Annotated in this window: 18 protein-coding genes; 16 read left to right on the top strand and 2 right to left on the bottom strand. The window is 31.2% G+C overall.

All coding sequences use genetic code 11. From position 1 onward, the window contains the following. Positions 1-125: 125 nt before the first annotated feature. From BSD9I1_RS00100 to BSD9I1_RS00060, 9 genes are all read left to right on the top strand, one after another. Complete coding sequence (locus BSD9I1_RS00100; protein WP_186428602.1) at positions 126-1,268, top strand: acyl-CoA dehydrogenase family protein; 1,143 nt, start codon at positions 126-128, stop codon at positions 1,266-1,268. 288 nt (positions 1,269-1,556) lie between these two features. Further along, positions 1,557-3,065 carry a DUF1846 domain-containing protein gene (locus BSD9I1_RS00095; protein WP_035311837.1) on the top strand — a complete coding sequence of 503 codons (1,509 nt, stop codon included), beginning with the start codon at positions 1,557-1,559 and terminating at the stop codon, positions 3,063-3,065. Positions 3,066-3,189: 124 nt separating this feature from the next. Further along, complete coding sequence (locus BSD9I1_RS00090; RefSeq protein ID WP_186428601.1) at positions 3,190-3,552, top strand: NifB/NifX family molybdenum-iron cluster-binding protein; 363 nt, start codon at positions 3,190-3,192, stop codon at positions 3,550-3,552. 35 nt (positions 3,553-3,587) lie between these two features. Then, complete coding sequence (locus BSD9I1_RS00085; protein WP_186428600.1) at positions 3,588-5,252, top strand: ribonuclease J; 1,665 nt, start codon at positions 3,588-3,590, stop codon at positions 5,250-5,252. A gap of 209 nt (positions 5,253-5,461) precedes the next feature. Further along, positions 5,462-5,659, top strand: a complete 198-nt coding sequence (locus tag BSD9I1_RS00080; RefSeq protein WP_035311833.1) for a cold-shock protein — start codon at positions 5,462-5,464, stop codon at positions 5,657-5,659. A gap of 137 nt (positions 5,660-5,796) precedes the next feature. Then, positions 5,797-6,123, top strand: a complete 327-nt coding sequence (locus BSD9I1_RS00075; RefSeq protein ID WP_035311832.1) for a hypothetical protein — start codon at positions 5,797-5,799, stop codon at positions 6,121-6,123. A 142-nt stretch (positions 6,124-6,265) separates the two neighbouring features. Next, positions 6,266-6,937, top strand: a complete 672-nt coding sequence (locus BSD9I1_RS00070; RefSeq protein ID WP_186428599.1) for a YeeE/YedE thiosulfate transporter family protein — start codon at positions 6,266-6,268, stop codon at positions 6,935-6,937. A gap of 27 nt (positions 6,938-6,964) precedes the next feature. Next, on the top strand, positions 6,965-7,189 hold the full coding sequence (locus BSD9I1_RS00065; protein ID WP_186428598.1) for a sulfurtransferase TusA family protein: 225 nt from the start codon (positions 6,965-6,967) through the stop codon (positions 7,187-7,189). 18 nt (positions 7,190-7,207) lie between these two features. Next, positions 7,208-7,735, top strand: coding sequence for a YeeE/YedE thiosulfate transporter family protein (locus BSD9I1_RS00060; RefSeq protein ID WP_186428597.1), 528 nt, complete (start codon positions 7,208-7,210; stop codon positions 7,733-7,735). A gap of 23 nt (positions 7,736-7,758) precedes the next feature. Here the strand turns inward: BSD9I1_RS00060 and BSD9I1_RS00055 are convergent, their stop codons facing one another. Further along, positions 7,759-8,649, bottom strand: a complete 891-nt coding sequence (locus BSD9I1_RS00055) for a LysR family transcriptional regulator (RefSeq protein ID WP_186428596.1) — start codon at positions 8,647-8,649, stop codon at positions 7,759-7,761. 406 nt (positions 8,650-9,055) lie between these two features. Between BSD9I1_RS00055 and BSD9I1_RS00050 the strand changes: the two genes are divergently transcribed. The 5 genes from BSD9I1_RS00050 to BSD9I1_RS00030 all read left to right on the top strand — a co-directional run bounded on the left by BSD9I1_RS00050 (position 9,056) and on the right by BSD9I1_RS00030 (position 15,279). Beyond that, complete coding sequence (locus tag BSD9I1_RS00050) at positions 9,056-9,832, top strand: ABC transporter permease (protein ID WP_242966371.1); 777 nt, start codon at positions 9,056-9,058, stop codon at positions 9,830-9,832. Positions 9,833-9,886: 54 nt separating this feature from the next. Further along, on the top strand, positions 9,887-10,927 hold the full coding sequence (locus BSD9I1_RS00045; protein WP_186428594.1) for an aliphatic sulfonate ABC transporter substrate-binding protein: 1,041 nt from the start codon (positions 9,887-9,889) through the stop codon (positions 10,925-10,927). Positions 10,928-10,966: 39 nt separating this feature from the next. Next, positions 10,967-11,782, top strand: a complete 816-nt coding sequence (locus tag BSD9I1_RS00040; RefSeq protein WP_186428593.1) for an ABC transporter ATP-binding protein — start codon at positions 10,967-10,969, stop codon at positions 11,780-11,782. 397 nt (positions 11,783-12,179) lie between these two features. Next, entirely contained in the window at positions 12,180-13,880 is a 1,701-nt protein-coding gene (locus tag BSD9I1_RS00035; protein ID WP_186428592.1) for an FAD-dependent oxidoreductase, read from the top strand. Between the two features lie 97 nt (positions 13,881-13,977). Continuing rightward, complete coding sequence (locus BSD9I1_RS00030) at positions 13,978-15,279, top strand: YeeE/YedE family protein (protein WP_186428591.1); 1,302 nt, start codon at positions 13,978-13,980, stop codon at positions 15,277-15,279. A 174-nt stretch (positions 15,280-15,453) separates the two neighbouring features. Here the strand turns inward: BSD9I1_RS00030 and BSD9I1_RS00025 are convergent, their stop codons facing one another. After that, positions 15,454-15,864 (bottom strand): hypothetical protein, encoded by a 411-nt coding sequence (locus BSD9I1_RS00025; RefSeq protein ID WP_186428590.1) that lies wholly within the window; start codon positions 15,862-15,864, stop codon positions 15,454-15,456. 183 nt (positions 15,865-16,047) lie between these two features. On the opposite strand from BSD9I1_RS00025, the gene BSD9I1_RS00020 reads away from it, so the two are divergent. Both BSD9I1_RS00020 and BSD9I1_RS00015 read left to right on the top strand, forming a co-directional pair. After that, the gene (locus BSD9I1_RS00020) at positions 16,048-16,773 is read left to right on the top strand and encodes a hypothetical protein (protein WP_035311811.1); all 726 of its coding nucleotides are present in this window, start codon (positions 16,048-16,050) and stop codon (positions 16,771-16,773) included. Between the two features lie 85 nt (positions 16,774-16,858). Then, entirely contained in the window at positions 16,859-17,263 is a 405-nt protein-coding gene (locus BSD9I1_RS00015) for a hypothetical protein (protein ID WP_186428589.1), read from the top strand. Positions 17,264-17,670: the final 407 nt, after the last annotated feature.

Genomic DNA, 17,670 nt, shown 5'->3' with positions numbered 1-17,670 from the left:
TTTATCAATAAGTTCATATAGACAGTTTACATATTTTGGTATAAAATAGTAATTATTAACAATTAAATGACATATATATTAACACAACTAATTTTTAAATTATAGAAAACTAGGGGGATATGTGTATGAATTTTGAACTAAATGAAAATCAATTAATGATTCAAAAGACGGCTAGAGATTTTGCGCAGAAAGAATTATTACCACAGGTAATAGAAAATGATGAAAATAGTAGATTTCCATTAGAAGCTTATAAAAAGATAGGGCAGATGGGATTCTTGGGACTACCTTATGCAGAAGAATATGGTGGAGTTGGCGGAGATTATTTATCCTATGCACTAGCTGTTGAAGAAATTTCTAAGATAGATGGATCATTAGGTATTAGTTATTCTGTTACTACATCTTTATGTTGCGGCTCAATAATGAATGGTGGCAGTGAAGAGCAAAAGAAAAAATATCTTCCAGATTTGCTTTCAGGTAAAAAATTAGGCTCCTTTGGACTTACTGAACCTAATGCAGGTTCAGATGCTGCAAATGCTATTACAACTGCAGTGAGAGAAGGAGATTATTATATATTAAATGGCTCAAAATGCTTCATAACAAATGCTCCTTTAGCAGATGTTTTTGTAGTATATGCTATGACTGATAGAACTAAGGGCGTAAAGGGACTGTCAGCATTTATATTAGAAAAGGGATATGAAGGATTTACAATAGGAAAACTTGAAAATAAGTGCGGAATAAGAGCAGCACAAGTTGCAGAGCTTATATTTGACAATGTAAAAGTTCCAGTGGAAAATCTACTTGGTGGAGCAGAAGGACAAGGATTTAAGGTTGCTATGAAAACTCTTGACGGAGGAAGAATTGGAGTAGCTGCGCAGGGACTTGGAATAGCTGAAGGTGCTTTTGATATGGCAAAAGAATATATGAAACAAAGAGTTCAATTTGGAAAACCAATATGCAAAAATCAAGCATTAGCTTTTAAGATGGCTGACTTAGCTTTAGAAATAGAACAAGCAAAATATTTACTTTATAAAGCAGCAATAGATAAGTATGAAGGAAAACCTTATTCAGTTTCAGCTGCAAAGGCAAAACTTGCATGCACCGATGCAGCTATGCATGTAACTGTTGAAGCTGTTCAAATGATGGGCGGAAATGGTTTTATGAGAGAGTATCATGTTGAAAGAATGATGAGAGACGCAAAGATAACTCAAATATATGAAGGAACAAATGAAATTCAAAAATTAATTATAAGTGGAGACATATTTAAGTAAAAAAAGTTGAGGATAGCATAAATTGCTATCCTCAACTTTTTTAGTGCTAGAGGTTATTTATTAATCAGTATCTATTAAAATATGGTTTTGGCATAAAAACATCTATAATTGATTATTTTTATATTTAATTAATAAAAAAATACACAGTAATTTTCCTCATTCTATTTACTTTAATTAAGTTTTATGTCATAATAAAATGTCGTAAATACGAATTAATTGTTGCTATTTACTAAATTATATCAATCACCAAATAGTTAAATAATTATTATAGATAGTGAGGCGTTAAAAATGAATATTGGATTTGATAATAGGAAGTATTTAGAAGAACAATCTAAATATATTTTAGAAAGAGTTAATAATTATGATAAATTATATTTAGAGTTTGGTGGAAAGCTTTTACAAGATTTTCATGCAAAAAGAGTTTTACCAGGATATGATGAAAATGTAAAAATTAAATTACTACATAAATTAAGAGAAAAAGCGGAAATAGTTATTTGCGTATATGCAGGAGATATTGAAAGAAACAAGATAAGGGGAGATTTTGGCATCACTTATGATATGGATGTTTTAAGACTTATCGATGAGCTTAGGGGCTATGAGCTAGATGTAAATAGTGTTGTAATAACAAGATATGAAAACCAACCAGCTGCAACTGTATTCATAAACAAGCTTGAACGTAGAGGAATAAAAGTATATAAACATGCTCCAACTAAGGGATATCCTACAGATGTTAATACAATTGTAAGTGACGAAGGATATGGAGCAAACCCATATATTGAAACTTCGAAGCCTATAGTTGTTGTAACAGCACCAGGACCAGGAAGCGGAAAACTTGGAACTTGTTTAAGCCAGCTTTATCATGAAAACAAAAGAGGTAGAGTTGCAGGATATTCAAAATTTGAAACATTCCCAGTATGGAACGTTCCTTTAAAGCATCCTTTAAATATAGCTTATGAAGCAGCAACAGTAGATTTAAAAGATGTGAATATGATAGACTCTTTCCATCTTGAAGCTTACAATGAGATGTCTGTAAATTATAATCGTGACCTAGAATTATTTCCAGTTCTTAAGAAGATAATAGAAAAAATAACTGGCAAGGAGTCTATGTACAAATCCCCAACTGATATGGGAGTTAATCGAGTAGGTTTTGGAATAGTTAATGATGAAGTTGTTAAGGAAGCTTCTAAACAAGAAATAATTAGAAGATACTTTAAAACAAGTTGTGAATACAAAAAGGGTTACTTAGATAAGGAAACTTTTGAAAGAATAAAGCTTATTATGGAAGAGGTTAATTTAAAACCTGAGGATAGAAAAGTAGTTATACCATCAAGAGAATATTCTTCTAAGCTAAAAGAAACTGCTGATAAAAATGATGTTTGTCCAGTGGTAGCTTTAGAGCTTAATGATGGTACAATAATTACAGGTAAAGGCTCAGAACTTATGGATGCAACTGCTGCTGTAGTTTTAAATGCTATAAAATATCTTGGGAATATATCTGATGAAATACATCTTATTTCACCAGTTGTATTAGAACCAATTACAAATTTAAAATCAAAAACACTAGGTAATAGAAGTACATCTTTAGATGCTGAAGAAATCCTAATGGCACTTAGCATATGTGCTGTTACAAATCCAACAGCACAAGTAGCTATGGAGAAATTATCAATGCTTAAAGGATGTCAGGCTCATTCAACTGCTATCATAAGCGGAAATGATGAACAAACCTTTAGAAAGCTTGGGATAGATATAACTTGTGACCCTGTATATGCTTCAGAAAGTCTTTATTATAATATGTAATAAAAAAATAAACCTTTAGAGAAATCTTAAGGTTTATTTTTTTATTTTTATTAATGTAATATTATATTTAAAAATGAGAATAATTATATTTAGAAAATAAATTTTAAATATGAGGTGAATTTAAATGAAAATAGCATTACCTAAAGATGGAGAAATGTTAAATCAGCACTTCGGAAGAAGCACATGCTTTGCTATTGTAGATATTGATCAGGGTAGAGAAAATAAAGTTATTCATACTAAAGAAGTTTCTACAGAAGGCTTGCAGCATAACCATGAGGGGTTAGCAGATCTTCTTGAAAATGAGGGAGTTTCAGTAGTTATTGCAGGTGGTATGGGAGAAAATGCATACAATGCTTTAGAAGAAAAGGGATTAGGAGTTGTAAAAGGTGCATCAGGAAAGATTGAGGATATCATGCAGAAATATTTACAAGGTGATCTAGTTAATAAGGAAACTACTTGTGCTTGCCATGGTGAGCATAGCCATTAAAATTAAATAAGTTTTTAAGTGAATGAGGTGATTAAGTGAAAAATGAAGATAGTGTAAGGGTTATTCCCTTGGGAGGGCTTGGGGAAATAGGCAAAAATATAACAGCAATTGAATATAAAGATGAAATTATTGTTATAGACTGTGGTATAGCGTTCCCAGACGAAGATATGTATGGTGTAGATTTAGTGATTCCAGATATAACTTATTTACTAAATAATAAGGAAAAGGTAAAGGGTTTTTTTATAACTCATGGTCATGAGGATCATATAGGTTCACTTCCTTATATTTTAAAACAGTTAAATGCGCCTATTTATGGTACAAATTTAACATTAGGTATGATTAGAACTAAATTAGAAGAACATGCATTGATTTCAGATTGTCAGCTTAACGTAGTAAATACTTCTGACATAATAAAGCTAGAAAATTTAAGCATTGAATTTATTAGAGTAACTCATAGTATAGCAGATTCCTGTGCTCTTGCTATTCATACACCTATTGGGGTTATATTGCACACTGGTGATTTTAAAATAGATTACACGCCTATTGATGGCAAAGTAATGGATTTAGAGCGTATTTCAACTTTAGGAAAAGAGGGAGTACTTCTTTTAATGGCTGATAGTACAAATGTAGAGCGTATTGGACATACAATTTCAGAAAAGTCTATAGGAGAAACCTTTAATAGAGTTTTTGTAAATGCAGAAGGAAGAGTAATAGTGGCAACATTTGCCTCTAATATTCATAGAATGCAGCAAATAGTGGATGCATCCGTTGAATATGGGAGAAAAGTAACCTTTAGTGGGAGAAGTATGGAAAATGTATCAAAGGTAGCTATGGAACTTGGATACTTACATATTCCAGAAGGATCTATGATAACTCTAGATGAAGTTAAAAATTATACTAATGAAAAAATAACTATAATAACCACAGGAAGCCAAGGAGAATCTATGGCAGCGCTAGCTAGAATAGCTTTTTCAAATCATAGAAAAATTAAAATTGAACCAAAGGATTTATTTATCATCTCTGCATCTCCAATTCCAGGCAACGAAAAGTTTATATCTAGAGTAATTAATGAGTTGTTTAGAAAGGGCGCAGAGGTAATTTATGATGATTTAGAAGAAGTACATGTATCAGGGCATGCATACCAAGAAGAATTAAAGCTTGTTCATACTTTGGTTCATCCTAAGTACTTTATGCCAGTTCATGGCGAATATAGGCATTTAAAACATCACGCAAAGTTAGCCCAAAAACTAGGTATGGATGCAAAACAAATATTTACTTTAGAAACAGGTCAAGTTTTAGAGCTATCAGATAAGGAAACCAAAATATCCGGAAGGGTTCACACAGGATCTGTATTCGTGGATGGACTTGGAGTAGGAGACGTTGGCAATATAGTTCTTAGAGATAGAAAGCACTTAGCCGAAGATGGAATGCTTACAATTGTTGTAACTTTAGAAAGAGAAACTTATAGTATAATAGCAGGTCCTGATGTAATAACTAGGGGATTTGTGTATGCAAAGGAATCAGAAGCTTTGATAAATGAAGTAAAAGAAATTGTCAAAAAAGAGCTTAGTGGCTGCTTAGAAAATAAAGTTATTGAATGGTATGTATTAAAAGGTAACATGAAAAGTGCAACAGAAAGATTTTTATATGAAAAAACAAAACGAAGACCAATTATTTTGCCTATCATAATGGAAATTTAGATTAATGTGGTGGTTTTAAAAATAAATATGTAATTTGATAAATATATTTATCAAAAAACACTTGAAAAATTTTTAATATGGTATATACTAATATAGAACCTTAATTCAGAAGTAATGATTTACTAAATAAACATTTTTATGAAAAAAATTGTTTGTAATTTACTTTTTATAAAGAATTAAAGGAATAGAAGTTTCGGAGGTAAGAAATAATGACTGGTACAGTAAAATGGTTTAATGGAGAAAAAGGATTTGGATTTATTACTACAGAAGAGGGAAATGACGTATTTGCTCACTTTTCACAAATCAACAAAGAAGGATTCAAGACTTTAGAAGAAGGACAGAAAGTATCTTTTAATGTTGTTGATGGAGCAAAAGGTCCTCAAGCTGAAGATATAACAATACTTTAATTTGTTAAAATAATAAAAACCTGAAGATAAGTCTTCAGGTTTTTTCAAGTTTATACTATGGAAAAATAATATACTAAGTATATTATGAGGAGCAAAAGCGCAAAATATTATTACATAATGAAAGAAAGGGTGCTATAATGAAGAACTTTCAAGATCTTATTAATGAAACTCTAGAAGTTCAAGATTTAGAGGAATTAGAAGTAGCTGCTGATTTATTTGAATTTGGCGTAGAAAAAGGATACTATAACAAAAGACAAGCGGTAGAGTTTAATAATACCTACTGGAAAGTAAAAAATAGGTGTTTAGCTTATAAAATTGCTGAAGACGTGAAGATGAATAGATTAGATCTTATTAATATAGTGTCCAATGCTCCTAACAGTGTGAAGGATGATAAGCGCGAATTGATGAATTATGTAAACGGTCGTGTAAAGGCACTTAAAGGAAACATGAAGGGTATTAAATAATGTTTTTATAAATGATGACAGTTGTCTATATGAAGTTGATTCTTTAACTTTATAGGTAACTGTCATTATTTGCATTATTTTTTTGATATAATATGTGATGTAGAATTTCGGTGAAATTACAATGTTAAAGGAGGGTGATACTTTGGCAAATGAAATGGATATATTAATACAAAAACGTACAAAAGAAGGTAGTAAGAAAAAAAATCAAATTCCTTATGCAATTATAATATTTATAATTGCAATAATTATTTGTATAATTCTTTGGAAACTTAATCATGAATATATTGCATATTGGATTTTAGGTATTTCAATTGGAATTGTTTTAAGATATTCTAGATTTTGTTTTTCCGCAGCCATTAGAGATCCTTTATTAATTGGTAATGTAAAATTGTTGAAAGCAATGCTTCTTGGAATGATGATAAGTACTTTAGGATTTGCCATAATTCAATATTTATATTTAAAAGGTGATGTTATTGATTATACATATATCCCTGGTTTTGTAAGCTCGGTAGGAATTCATATTATGATTGGAGCTTTTTTATTTGGAATTGGCATGACTATTGCGGGAGGATGTGGATCAGGAGTACTTATGAGGATTGGGGAAGGTCATGCGCTGCAATGGATTGTTTTATTAGGATTCTTCATTGGAAGTGCTCTTGGAATTCGCGATTATCCGTTCTGGTATGAACGCATTATTAAAAATACAAAGGTAATTTATTTTCCAGAATATGTGGATTTAAAAGTTGTGGTTATAATACAAATGACTATTTTAACAATGCTGTATAAGATTGCGTGTAAATATGAAAACAAATAGTAAAAGATAGGTTTTGGAGGAATTAATATGGAAGTGAAAGAACTTGATTGTTTGTATGAAGCATGTCCTGTTCCTTTGATTAAGGCAATAAGAGAATTAAAAACAATGAAGTCTGGAGATATTTTAGTCTTAAAATCTGATCAAAGTTGTGTTGGAGCTATTGTAGAAGAATGGGGGGAGCAAAATAATTACCCAGTAAAAGTTGTTGAATTGGAATATGGAGATTTTGAAGTATATATTCAAAAGCCATGAAAACATAGGAGGGGAAAAATGGATTCTGTTGTGAAGTGGTTAAGAAAACCTTGGCCATATTGGGTTGGGGGAATCTTACTTGGATTAATAAATGTAATCTTATTAGCTGTAAGTGGTATGACTTGGCATGTAACTAGTGGATTTTTACTGTGGAGTGCTGGGATTTTAGAATGGGTTGGATTGGAACCTTTTAAATGGGACTATTTTAGTTATTTTAGAAGTGACTATGAAGATATAATTGCAAGTCATAGTATATTCATTAATAAGCATGTGATTTTGGATGTTGCAGTAGTTGTAGGCTCTTTAATTGCTACATTATTAGCATCTCAATTTAAGTGGAAAAAGGTTAAGGATAAGAAGCAAGTCATATTTGCTCTTATTGGAGGTATTGTTATGGGATATGGTGCTAGAATTGCAGGTGGATGCAATATAGGAAGTTTCTTTAGTGGGATTCCATCCTTTTCACTACACGCCTGGTTTTTTTGGATTTTTGTGACCTTAGGAGCTTGGGTAGGAACTAAAATTATAACTAGATTTTTAATATAGGAAGAATATATATTCTTCCTATATTAGCAAAATCCTTTTTTGTTAGAAGTGATAAAATCTACAAATTTTTGTTCGTACTCAGTAAATGTATAGTTTTTCCTATAAGCAATATTATAATTAAAGTTGATTTTAATCCCTTCTACCTCAATTGACTGAATTATACCTTGCTTTAATTCTTTTCGAAGGATTAATCTTGGTAAAAAAGAAAATCCATTTCCTGCAGAAATAGAAGATTTAATAGCTTCGGGAGAATTTAAATCGTATATAACATTTAAATCCTTGATGCTAACTCCTTTTTTCTTTAATGCTGCATCAACAAGATATCTAGTATTTGAAGTTTTTTCTCTTAGAATTAAGGGTAGCTTTTTTAGCTCTTCTATGGAAATTGTTTTTTTAGCATTGTAGCTTTTTCCAACTAAGATCAACTCATCTGAAATTATCTTTTTTATGTCTATATCATCTGATAGTGGCTCATCTTGAATAATGCCAATATTAATAGTGTGATCATGTAAATTTTGTATCACTTCAGTAGAATTTACAACTTTCATATCTATATCTACTTCTTTATGAAGTTTTTTAAATGTATAAATGCTGCAAGGAAGAGCGTACTCACCTACGCTTTTGCAAGAGGTAACCATAAGTTTAGGAGTATCTTTTTGTAAATTTTTCAGGTCTCTTTCAATATTCCCTTTAATAGATAAAATAGTATCAGCATAGTTAAATACAACTTTGCCCTCTTCAGTTAGTTCCACGCCTTTATTGCTTCGGGTTAAAAGTCTTGCTCCAAACTCTTTTTCTAGATTTTTAAGTTGCATACTAAGTCCTGGTTGAGTAAGGTGAAGGGACTCGGCTGCCTTTGAGATACTGTTATATTTTACAGTTTCATAAAATGCTTGGAGATGTTCAAGATTCATAATCTCACCTCGTTCAAAGTTAAAAATAATTCTTATATATTATAGTACATTATATTGTATCACTACTTTATATAAAAATAAATAAAACATAGAAGTATTTTAGGAGATAAAGTTAGTGTATAAAGATTTCTTATGTAGCATAAAGAATAATTATTATAAAAATATACAACACTATATTATAATTTAATAGTGAGATTGAGATAAGCTTAACAAGGCTGGTTAAACTATATAACCTTTATATGACAAGGGAGTTAGAGAAATATCTAACTTTTTTTATGCTATAATAGTAATCCCTTGGGCACCTGAGGAGCATGAAGATTTGAAGTATAATTACAATTTTTTATAAAATTCGTAGTACTTTAATACTATTTATTATAGTACAACCTAAAAGAAATGAGGAATAATGGTGGGTAAAAAAAATACATATGAAAAAGTGCTAGCTTTTGGAACAGTGTTCATTATTTTAGCTATATGGTTTATAACAGCAATGCAAGGATTGGTTGATCCTAAATTAGTGCCATCTCCACAATCCGTATGGATTGCTTTTATTGGTATTATGGAAAATGGATATAAGAATTACACATTGCTAGAGCATTTAGGAGCAAGTATGGAAAGACTTATTATTGCTTTTGTATGTGCAGTTATTCTTGCAGTTCCCTTAGGCCTTGCAAGTGGCTATAATTCAAAGATTAGGGCTATTTTAGAACCTGTTATAGAGTTTTACCGTCCACTTCCGCCATTAGCTTATTATACACTATTAGTTTTATGGTTAGGAATTGAAAACGAGTCTAAGATTGCACTTTTATTCTTAGCTTGCTTTGCACCTATTTATATTTCTTGCGTAGCAGCGGTTATAAAGATAAAGGAAGATTATATAAACAGTGCTTACATAGTAGGCGCTAATAAATTGCAAATATTTATTTATGTAATAGTTCCAGCATGTTTGCCTGATATATTTACAGGACTTAGAACAGCATTAGGTGTTGCTTACACCACCTTAGTATCTGCTGAAATGGTTGCAGCGAACTCTGGGATCGGGTGGATGGTATTAGATGCAAGTCGTTACTTGAGAAGTGACATCATTTTCTTAGGAATCATTATAATGGGAATAACAGGTATTTTATTGGATAAAAGTATACAACTTATTGAGCACAAAGTTGTCCCTTGGAAGGGGAAAGAATAAAAGTTGTAAAAAGCAAAAGATATAGAAAAAGTAATTTGCATAGGAGTGATAATTATGAAACTAAAAAAGATACTAGCAAATATTATAATGCTTACTATAGTAACAGCATTATGTGCAGCATGTGGAACTTCGAAAAAAACTACAGAAAATAATACAACTTCAACAGGGGCGCCTAAGGTTGTAAATATAGGTACTCAAGTAATGCCTAATGATGAAAAAATTGCTATATCAAAGAAGTATTTTGAAGAAGAGCTTGGAGTTAAAGTTAATATTATTCAATTTGAAGCAGGGGATATAAGAAATGCTCTTGTTTCAAAGGATATTGACTTTGCCTTGCTTGGGTCAGCTTCTGCAACGCAGGGCATTGCCAGTGGTATTGATGTAGAAACGATTTGGATACATGAAGTACTTGGAGAAGCAGAAAAATTAGTAGTTAAAAAAGATTCCAATATTAATTCAGTGAAGGATCTTGTAGGCAAAAAGATTGCTACACCATTTACTACTACAACACATTACAGCTTATTAAAGGCTTTAGAGCTAAATGGTATTTCTCAAAAAGACGTAACTTTATACGACATGCAGATGCCTGAAATATACGCAGCGTGGCAAAGAGGAGATATAGATGCAGCTTATGCTTGGGAACCTACACTTTCTAACCTTTTAAAGGATGGCAAAATGCTGCTTTCGAGCAAGGACATGGCGGCAAAAGGCGTGGTTACATCTAATGTAGAGGTTGTTAGAAGAGAATTTTCACAGAAGTATCCAGATATAGTATCAAAGTACATAAAAGCGGTAAATAAAGCTGTTAAGCTATATAATGAAAATCAACGAGAGGCAGTTAAAACAATTGCCAAAGAATTAAATATTACGGAAGAAGAAGCACTAAAGCAAACAAAAGGGTCTATTTGGCTTGCTGCAGAGCAACAATTGGATCCTGCATACTTTGGAACGAGTGAGAAAAAAGGTAATTTAGTAAATTCATTAAAGGATACAGCTGATTTCTTATATAAACAAAAGAGCCTTATGAATGAACCGAAACTAGATGTTTTTGAAAAAGCTGTAAATCCATCATATATAGAAAATGCTTTAAAATAATAAGGTTTTAAGCAGTATAATAGAAATGGAGAGTTTCCAATGGATGAGATAGTAAAGGGTAAAACAGAGCAGGTTATAACCTTAAAAGATGTAAATTTTAGATACTCTGGTGAAAAAGGCGAAGTTATTGCTCTTCAAAATATAAATTTAGATATTAAAGAAGGGGAGTTCATATGTGTGCTCGGTCCATCAGGTTGTGGTAAAAGTACACTGTTAAAGATTATTGCAGGCTTTCTTAAACCATCGGATGGCGAAGCTAAAATGGATAATGAGATTATTAGTGGGCCTGATTGGCATAGAGGTGTGGTTTTTCAAAGCCCTACCTTATATCCGTGGTTAAATGTCCATGATAATGTTGCTTTTGGACTAAAAATGAGAAAAATTCCCAAAAGCGAACTTGAACAATGTACTGATAAATACTTAGAACTTGTTGAACTAAAAGGTTTTGAAAAGCATAAGCCCTATGAACTGTCAGGAGGTATGAAGCAAAGAGCTTCTCTTGCAAGAGTTTTAGTGAATAAACCAAGAGTGATTTTAATGGATGAACCATTTGGGGCATTAGATGCTTTAACAAGACAAAATATGCAAACTTTAATAAAAAAGGTTTGGGCTACGATAGGAAATACAGTTTTTCTTATTACTCATGATGTGGATGAAGCATTATCACTTGGCACAAGGATTATTGTAATGTCAAGTAGACCAGGTAAAATTGTCAAGGAATTTGATACAAATTTCACTTGTAATATATCAGGTGTAAATCATGAAAATACAAGATATACATCTAAATATATGGATATAAGAGAAGAAATATTAGATATTATCAAGTATCAAAATGAAGAACTTAAATTTTCTTAAAGATATAAATAGTATTAGATAGTGCCTTATATACAAACTCTATCAATGTTTGTATATAAGGCACTTTTATTTTTAATGAAAAGGTTTCTATATGATATTTAATGTATAAGAAATCATTATATAGAATTTCATATATAAGAAACTGTTATGGTGTATAACGCTTATTTATTATCAAAATCTATAATGTTGTATTATAATTAACATTGTGATTGAGAGAAAATTAACAAGGGATATGAATGGTTCTATAAAGTATTGTGTAGATATATTGATAACAGTGTATTTGTTTGTATATTATTCTTTAAAATAGAAAATTAAATTGTTAATTATTCTTCATAAGAAAAAGTACTAAAATGAAGTAAATAGTATAAAAATTAACATGAAATATGGAGGTAAATATATGAGTAGAAAATTCTTAATAGTAGGTGGAGTTGCAGGTGGAGCGTCCGCAGCAGCAAGGCTTAGAAGACTTGGAGAAAATGATAAAATAATAATGTTTGAAAGGGATCCACATGTATCTTTTTCCAACTGCTGCTTACCATATCATTTAAGTGGAACAGTAGAAAAATCAGAGGATTTAGTTTTAATGCATCCAAATAAATTCTTAGCACAATACAATATAGATGCTAGAGTACACAATGAAGTGGTGGATATCAATAGGGAAAAGAAAGAAGTTACAGTTAAAAATGTATTAACTGGAGAAACATATACTGAGGATTATGACAAACTAATATTATCCCCAGGTGCAAAGGCAGTAGTTCCACCAATAAAGGGAATTGAAAAAGTAAACTTATTTACAGTAAGAAACGTTGTAGATATAGACAAGCTAAATAGATTTGTAAAAAATACTGAAAGCAAAAATGTAGCAGTAATTGGAGCAGGATTTATTGGAGTTGAGGTTGCTGAAAACTTAAAGGAATCAGGTTATAATGTGACTTTAGTAGAGGCTGCAGCACACATAATGAAAACATTTGATTATGATATGGCTCAGATACTTCATAAAGAAATGTTTGATAAGGGTGTGAATTTAATAGTTAATGATAAAGTAAACTCCTTTGAAAAAGATACTGTAGTTTTAGAATCTGGAAAGAAAATAGAAGCAGAAGCAGTTGTTATGGCAATTGGTGTAGCTCCAGAAACAGACCTTGCAGTTAAAGCAGGACTTGAAATTGGAGAAACAGGAGCAATAAAGGTAGATCAGAACTACAGAACAAATGATAAAGATATATATGCTGTTGGAGATGCTATAGAAGTTTATCATGCATTAGCAGGGGTTCAAACTAAATTAGCATTAGCAGGTCCAGCACAAAAGCAGGCAAGACAAGTTGCTGACCACATTCACGGAATGCTTGTATCAAACACAGGATTCATTGGTTCATCTGTAGTAAAATGTTTCGATTACAATGCAGCAGCAACAGGACTCACTGAAGAAATGATAAAGGCTTTAAACTTAAACATTAAATATGAAGTAGTTAAAGTGATTCCGGGAGATAAGGTTGGTTTAATGCCAGGATGTGAACCACTGCACTTCAAGTTATTATTTGAAATACCAACTGGAAAAATATTAGGTGCTCAAGCAATTGGCAGAGGAAATGTTGATAAGAGAATGGACGTAATTGCAACATCTATTAAGTTTGGTGCAAATATAAATGATTTAAGAGATTTAGAATTATGCTATGCTCCGCCGTTTGGAACTGCTAAAGATGTAGTTAACTTTGCAGGATACGTTGGTTCAAACTTATTAAACGGAGTATTTAAGCAAGTTCCAGATAGCTCAGTAAGAGAACTTGTTGAAAAAGGTGCTTATATAATAGACGTAAGAGAAAAACCAGAGTATGAGTTAAGCCACATAAAAGGAGCTAAAAACATACCGCTTAGCGAGTTAAGAGATAGAATAAATGAAATACCTAAAGACCAGCCAGTATACTTACACTGCAGAAGTGCACAAAGAAGCTATAATGCAGCAGTTGCCCTTCAACAGTTAGGTTTTGATAATATCTATAATATATATGGTGGATTTATGGGAATATCTTTCTTTGAATATTTTAATGATCAGACAATTGATAGAGAAAAGATAGTTACAGACTATAATTTCCTATAATATGAAATTACATGCAAGTTTAGCTTATATGTGATTTTCACAATTAAGCAAACTTGCATAAAAATAAAAAGCTAAGAATAAATAATAGGAGGTAAAAATGAAAAAGACAGAAAATATTTTAGGATTTATAATGATTTTATTAGTATTAATTTTTGGTAAGACACTTTTAAAAACAGATGCGCTGTTTTTTAGAATTTTAATTGGAGTAGGACTAGGTTATGCTTTGACTAGAGCGTACACAGGATTTGCAGGTAGTATTAATCGTGCATATAACACTGGGTCGACGAAATTGATGAGAACGATGATGTTCATGTTCTTCATAACATGTGTATTAACTGCTGCTGTTTTATTTAATGGGGATCCTACTAGCTATGATCTTTGGATAAATCCCATTAACTTTGGCTTGATTTTAGGTGGAGTGCTATTTGGATTTGGTATGGCATTTTCATCATGTTGTGCTTCTGGAGTACTTACTGATTTAATAACAGGTTTACCAAGAGCTTTAGTTACATTAATATTTTTCAGTTTAGGAGTATTTATTGGATTTCCTGTGCAAAATACTGCAGGATGGGTTAAAAATTCTTGGTTCTCAACACCAGTTGGTGAGAAATTGAGTGGAGGAGTTTATCTACCAGATCTCTTCAAATGGGATGGTCTAAAAGGATATTTGGGATCACTTATATTGGTGGGGGTATTTTGCAGCGTAGTGATTTCTCTATCTTATCGTTATGAAAGACGTCGTAAGGAGAAAAATACCTACATCGGTCACAATATGGAAAAAATACAAGATCAGAGTGAAGCATTTGACAGTAAAGATTATAAATTTTTTAGTAATGCAACTTATAATCGTTTTTTCGTTAAACCATGGACTTTAAAACAAGGTGCAATAGTTATTAGTATATTATTTACATTACTAATGGGAGTAACGAAAGCAGGATGGGGTGCTTCTACTCCTTATGGTATTTGGTTTGGTAAATTTTTAATGAATTTTGGAGTTTCAGCTGATTCCATTGCTTCCTTTGCCAAAATGTCACCAAAAGCCTTTGTTATGCCATTCTTCCAGCATGGGGTTTCAGTACAGAACTTTGGTATCTTACTTGGAACAACAATTTACTTATTAACTGCGGGCAAATTTAAGGAGACATTCATGTCAGAGATGCATTTAACCAAAAGAGAAGTAGCGTTATTTGCATTAGGTGGTATCACCATGGGTATTGGTACTCGTTTAGCCAATGGATGTAATGTAGGAGCATTATATACTCCAATTGCTAACTTTTCACTGTCTGGCTGGATATTTTTAATCTTTATGGTTCTAGGAGGAAGTGTAGGTAATACATTTGCTAAAAGATGGTTTAAAGCAGAAGTAAAGAATGATAGGACAATAAATATACAACAATAAATGATTTAAACTATAAGAGAAAAGTCATATGATGATGATAAAAAAGCAAGGTACGCTAACTTATAAGTTAGCGTACCTTGCTTTTTTACGGTTTACAGTAAAGTTACTAGGAGAGCTAAACTTGTTCATAAACAAGCTTAATGAAAATAAATTCAACAATATAACTTATTTAAGTTATATTAAGCTGTGCTGAATTCTTATTAAAGTATCGTGTATTCTTTCAAAAAACATTCCAGCCACAAACCAAGCAGGAGCATAGCTTAATGTGATTAAGCCGTATATTGATAGAGGTTGAGTGGTATAATTCCAAGGACAAACACCTAAAACCTTTCGTAATATCATTCCAGTTGAAAATTCTACTATAAATATTAGTACTGTATAAATCCCTCCTCTAATATAAAAAGGAAGGTGCCTTACCTTGTCATGAATGGGTTCTAAAAACAATGCTAGACCGTATATTGGAAACATCCATATATATGTGAAGCCTGTAAGTTTTATATCTCCACGAAAAAGAGAGCCAAGTCCAGTCCAAAGAACCTCTATACAAAAACCTAACAAACCATAAAATACAAATCTTTTTTCCATAAAAGTATTTTCTGTAATCATACGAAAAATATACAAGAAGTCTATTTTCTATTCTATAAACATAAATTATAACAATAGATGGTATTGCGTCATAAAAATAGGAACAAGTTTTACGAAATGGTAATAGTATGAATATTGTGATAAAATAACAGCGTATAACATTAATAGATGGGATGGGTGTAAATGTATAAGGAAGCTTGGGAAAAGTACAGGGAAGGTTTTAGGATTTTATTACCCTTTATTTTGGTAAAGCTACTATTTCAAATTTCTAGTTTTAAGTTTACTAGTAGTAGTGTAACTTTGGATAAATACGATATGATAACAGGAGGAGAAACACTGCTAAGAAATATTTCAGGCGCAAATGGTAAGGCTGTAGTGATAAGTAATTTATTTTTAATTATAATTTCCATTCTTGCAGTGCCTTTAGTCTATTCGTTTTTATACTTAGTTATAAAAATAATAGTAAGAGATGAAGAAGTAAATTACAAAGAAGCTTTTATTGATAGTCTTCATTTTTATCTAAGATACTTGACATTGACTATTATAATCGGTGCACTAATTATAGGAATATCACTTTTATCAATTTTTACTATAATGATTCCTTTCTTCATAATAGCAGTTATGATTCTTCTTGTATATGTAGTAGTAACAGTAATTCCTTGCGAAGCTTACTTAATATATCATGATGTAAGTGCAGAAGAGGCATTTAGTGAAGGTAGGAAGATAGGAAAGAAATATTTTTGGAAGTTAGCGATAATTGGTGTGATAACGAGTTTAATAGCAAGTGTTCTAAAGATAATACCTGATACTAATATCATAGTATATGCAGCTAAAAGTTTTATAACTATATTTATAGGGTTCTATATGCATATATTTGCTATGATTCTTTGCAAGCAAGAAGAAGGTTAAATATTAGGTGGTAATTGACCTATGTGATGCAAGTATAATACTGCAAGGTAAGGTTGCTACAAAAATATAGTTGGAGATGTAAGGGATGTTTAATAAATTAAAAAATAAAATGATTGTATTGATTAGCGAATTAATAATATTATTTTTAGTAGGATGCTCTGGTGGCAGTTATAAATCAACAAATTCTATTGAAAATAATACTAAGAATAGTATGGAGATGTCATATTCAAGCTTTGATGGACACAAGTTCAATTCTATTAAACTTAAAGAAGGAGATGAACTAAATTTAAATATTGAAATAGTTACAAAAGAAGGAGATTTAAAAATAACTTTAGTTGACAAAAATGATAATGAATTATTTAAAATTGAAAATCCTAAGGAGTTAATTAGGAAAACAATTAAAATAGAAAAAGATTCTACCTATAAATTAAAAGTTGAAGGAAAACATAAAGGTAGTTATAAAATTACTTGGAATGTAAAACATTCATAATTAAAGGAAATTGTATTGCAATTTCCTTTAAACTTTATCGGGTGTATCACTATGCGAGATATTAAGTATATGGTCGAGCAATAAAGGATGATGTGTCTTAGCTTGGGTTAATGCAATTAAATAGTAATAGTATATGAGTCAAGCCATGATAAGATAATATTCGTCGATAAGATAAATGACATGCAACACAGTGGTTAACAATACTTTGAAAAACATTTTGAAAGATTGTTGACAAATATAAATAGAAATGCTATTATATAGAAGTTGCTTAAAGCGACAAGGTCTTTGAAAATTGAACAGAGAATAGAAACCAGTCAATTACTTAACAGTTAAATGTTAAGAAACGCGATGAGCGAAACAGATTAAACTTTTAAATTGAGAGTTTGATCCTGGCTCAGGACGAACGC

Origin of the sequence: Clostridium sp. BSD9I1 (assembly GCF_900185645.1) — a bacterium.
In the GTDB taxonomy this organism is placed as follows: domain Bacteria; phylum Bacillota; class Clostridia; order Clostridiales; family Clostridiaceae; genus Clostridium_AK.
Note: the sequence above shows the minus strand (reverse complement) of the source record. Positions and strands in the feature narration are given on the sequence as shown.

Coding starts and splice junctions, on each gene's coding strand:
- BSD9I1_RS00100 (WP_186428602.1), top strand. CDS start 126: ATGAATTTTGAACTAAATGAAAATCAATTAATGATTCAAAAGACGGCT.
- BSD9I1_RS00095 (WP_035311837.1), top strand. CDS start 1,557: ATGAATATTGGATTTGATAATAGGAAGTATTTAGAAGAACAATCTAAA.
- BSD9I1_RS00090 (WP_186428601.1), top strand. CDS start 3,190: ATGAAAATAGCATTACCTAAAGATGGAGAAATGTTAAATCAGCACTTC.
- BSD9I1_RS00080 (WP_035311833.1), top strand. CDS start 5,462: ATGACTGGTACAGTAAAATGGTTTAATGGAGAAAAAGGATTTGGATTT.
- BSD9I1_RS00075 (WP_035311832.1), top strand. CDS start 5,797: ATGAAGAACTTTCAAGATCTTATTAATGAAACTCTAGAAGTTCAAGAT.
- BSD9I1_RS00065 (WP_186428598.1), top strand. CDS start 6,965: ATGGAAGTGAAAGAACTTGATTGTTTGTATGAAGCATGTCCTGTTCCT.
- BSD9I1_RS00060 (WP_186428597.1), top strand. CDS start 7,208: ATGGATTCTGTTGTGAAGTGGTTAAGAAAACCTTGGCCATATTGGGTT.
- BSD9I1_RS00055 (WP_186428596.1), bottom strand. CDS start 8,649: ATGAATCTTGAACATCTCCAAGCATTTTATGAAACTGTAAAATATAAC.
- BSD9I1_RS00045 (WP_186428594.1), top strand. CDS start 9,887: ATGAAACTAAAAAAGATACTAGCAAATATTATAATGCTTACTATAGTA.
- BSD9I1_RS00040 (WP_186428593.1), top strand. CDS start 10,967: ATGGATGAGATAGTAAAGGGTAAAACAGAGCAGGTTATAACCTTAAAA.
- BSD9I1_RS00035 (WP_186428592.1), top strand. CDS start 12,180: ATGAGTAGAAAATTCTTAATAGTAGGTGGAGTTGCAGGTGGAGCGTCC.
- BSD9I1_RS00030 (WP_186428591.1), top strand. CDS start 13,978: ATGAAAAAGACAGAAAATATTTTAGGATTTATAATGATTTTATTAGTA.
- BSD9I1_RS00025 (WP_186428590.1), bottom strand. CDS start 15,864: ATGGAAAAAAGATTTGTATTTTATGGTTTGTTAGGTTTTTGTATAGAG.
- BSD9I1_RS00020 (WP_035311811.1), top strand. CDS start 16,048: ATGTATAAGGAAGCTTGGGAAAAGTACAGGGAAGGTTTTAGGATTTTA.
- BSD9I1_RS00015 (WP_186428589.1), top strand. CDS start 16,859: ATGTTTAATAAATTAAAAAATAAAATGATTGTATTGATTAGCGAATTA.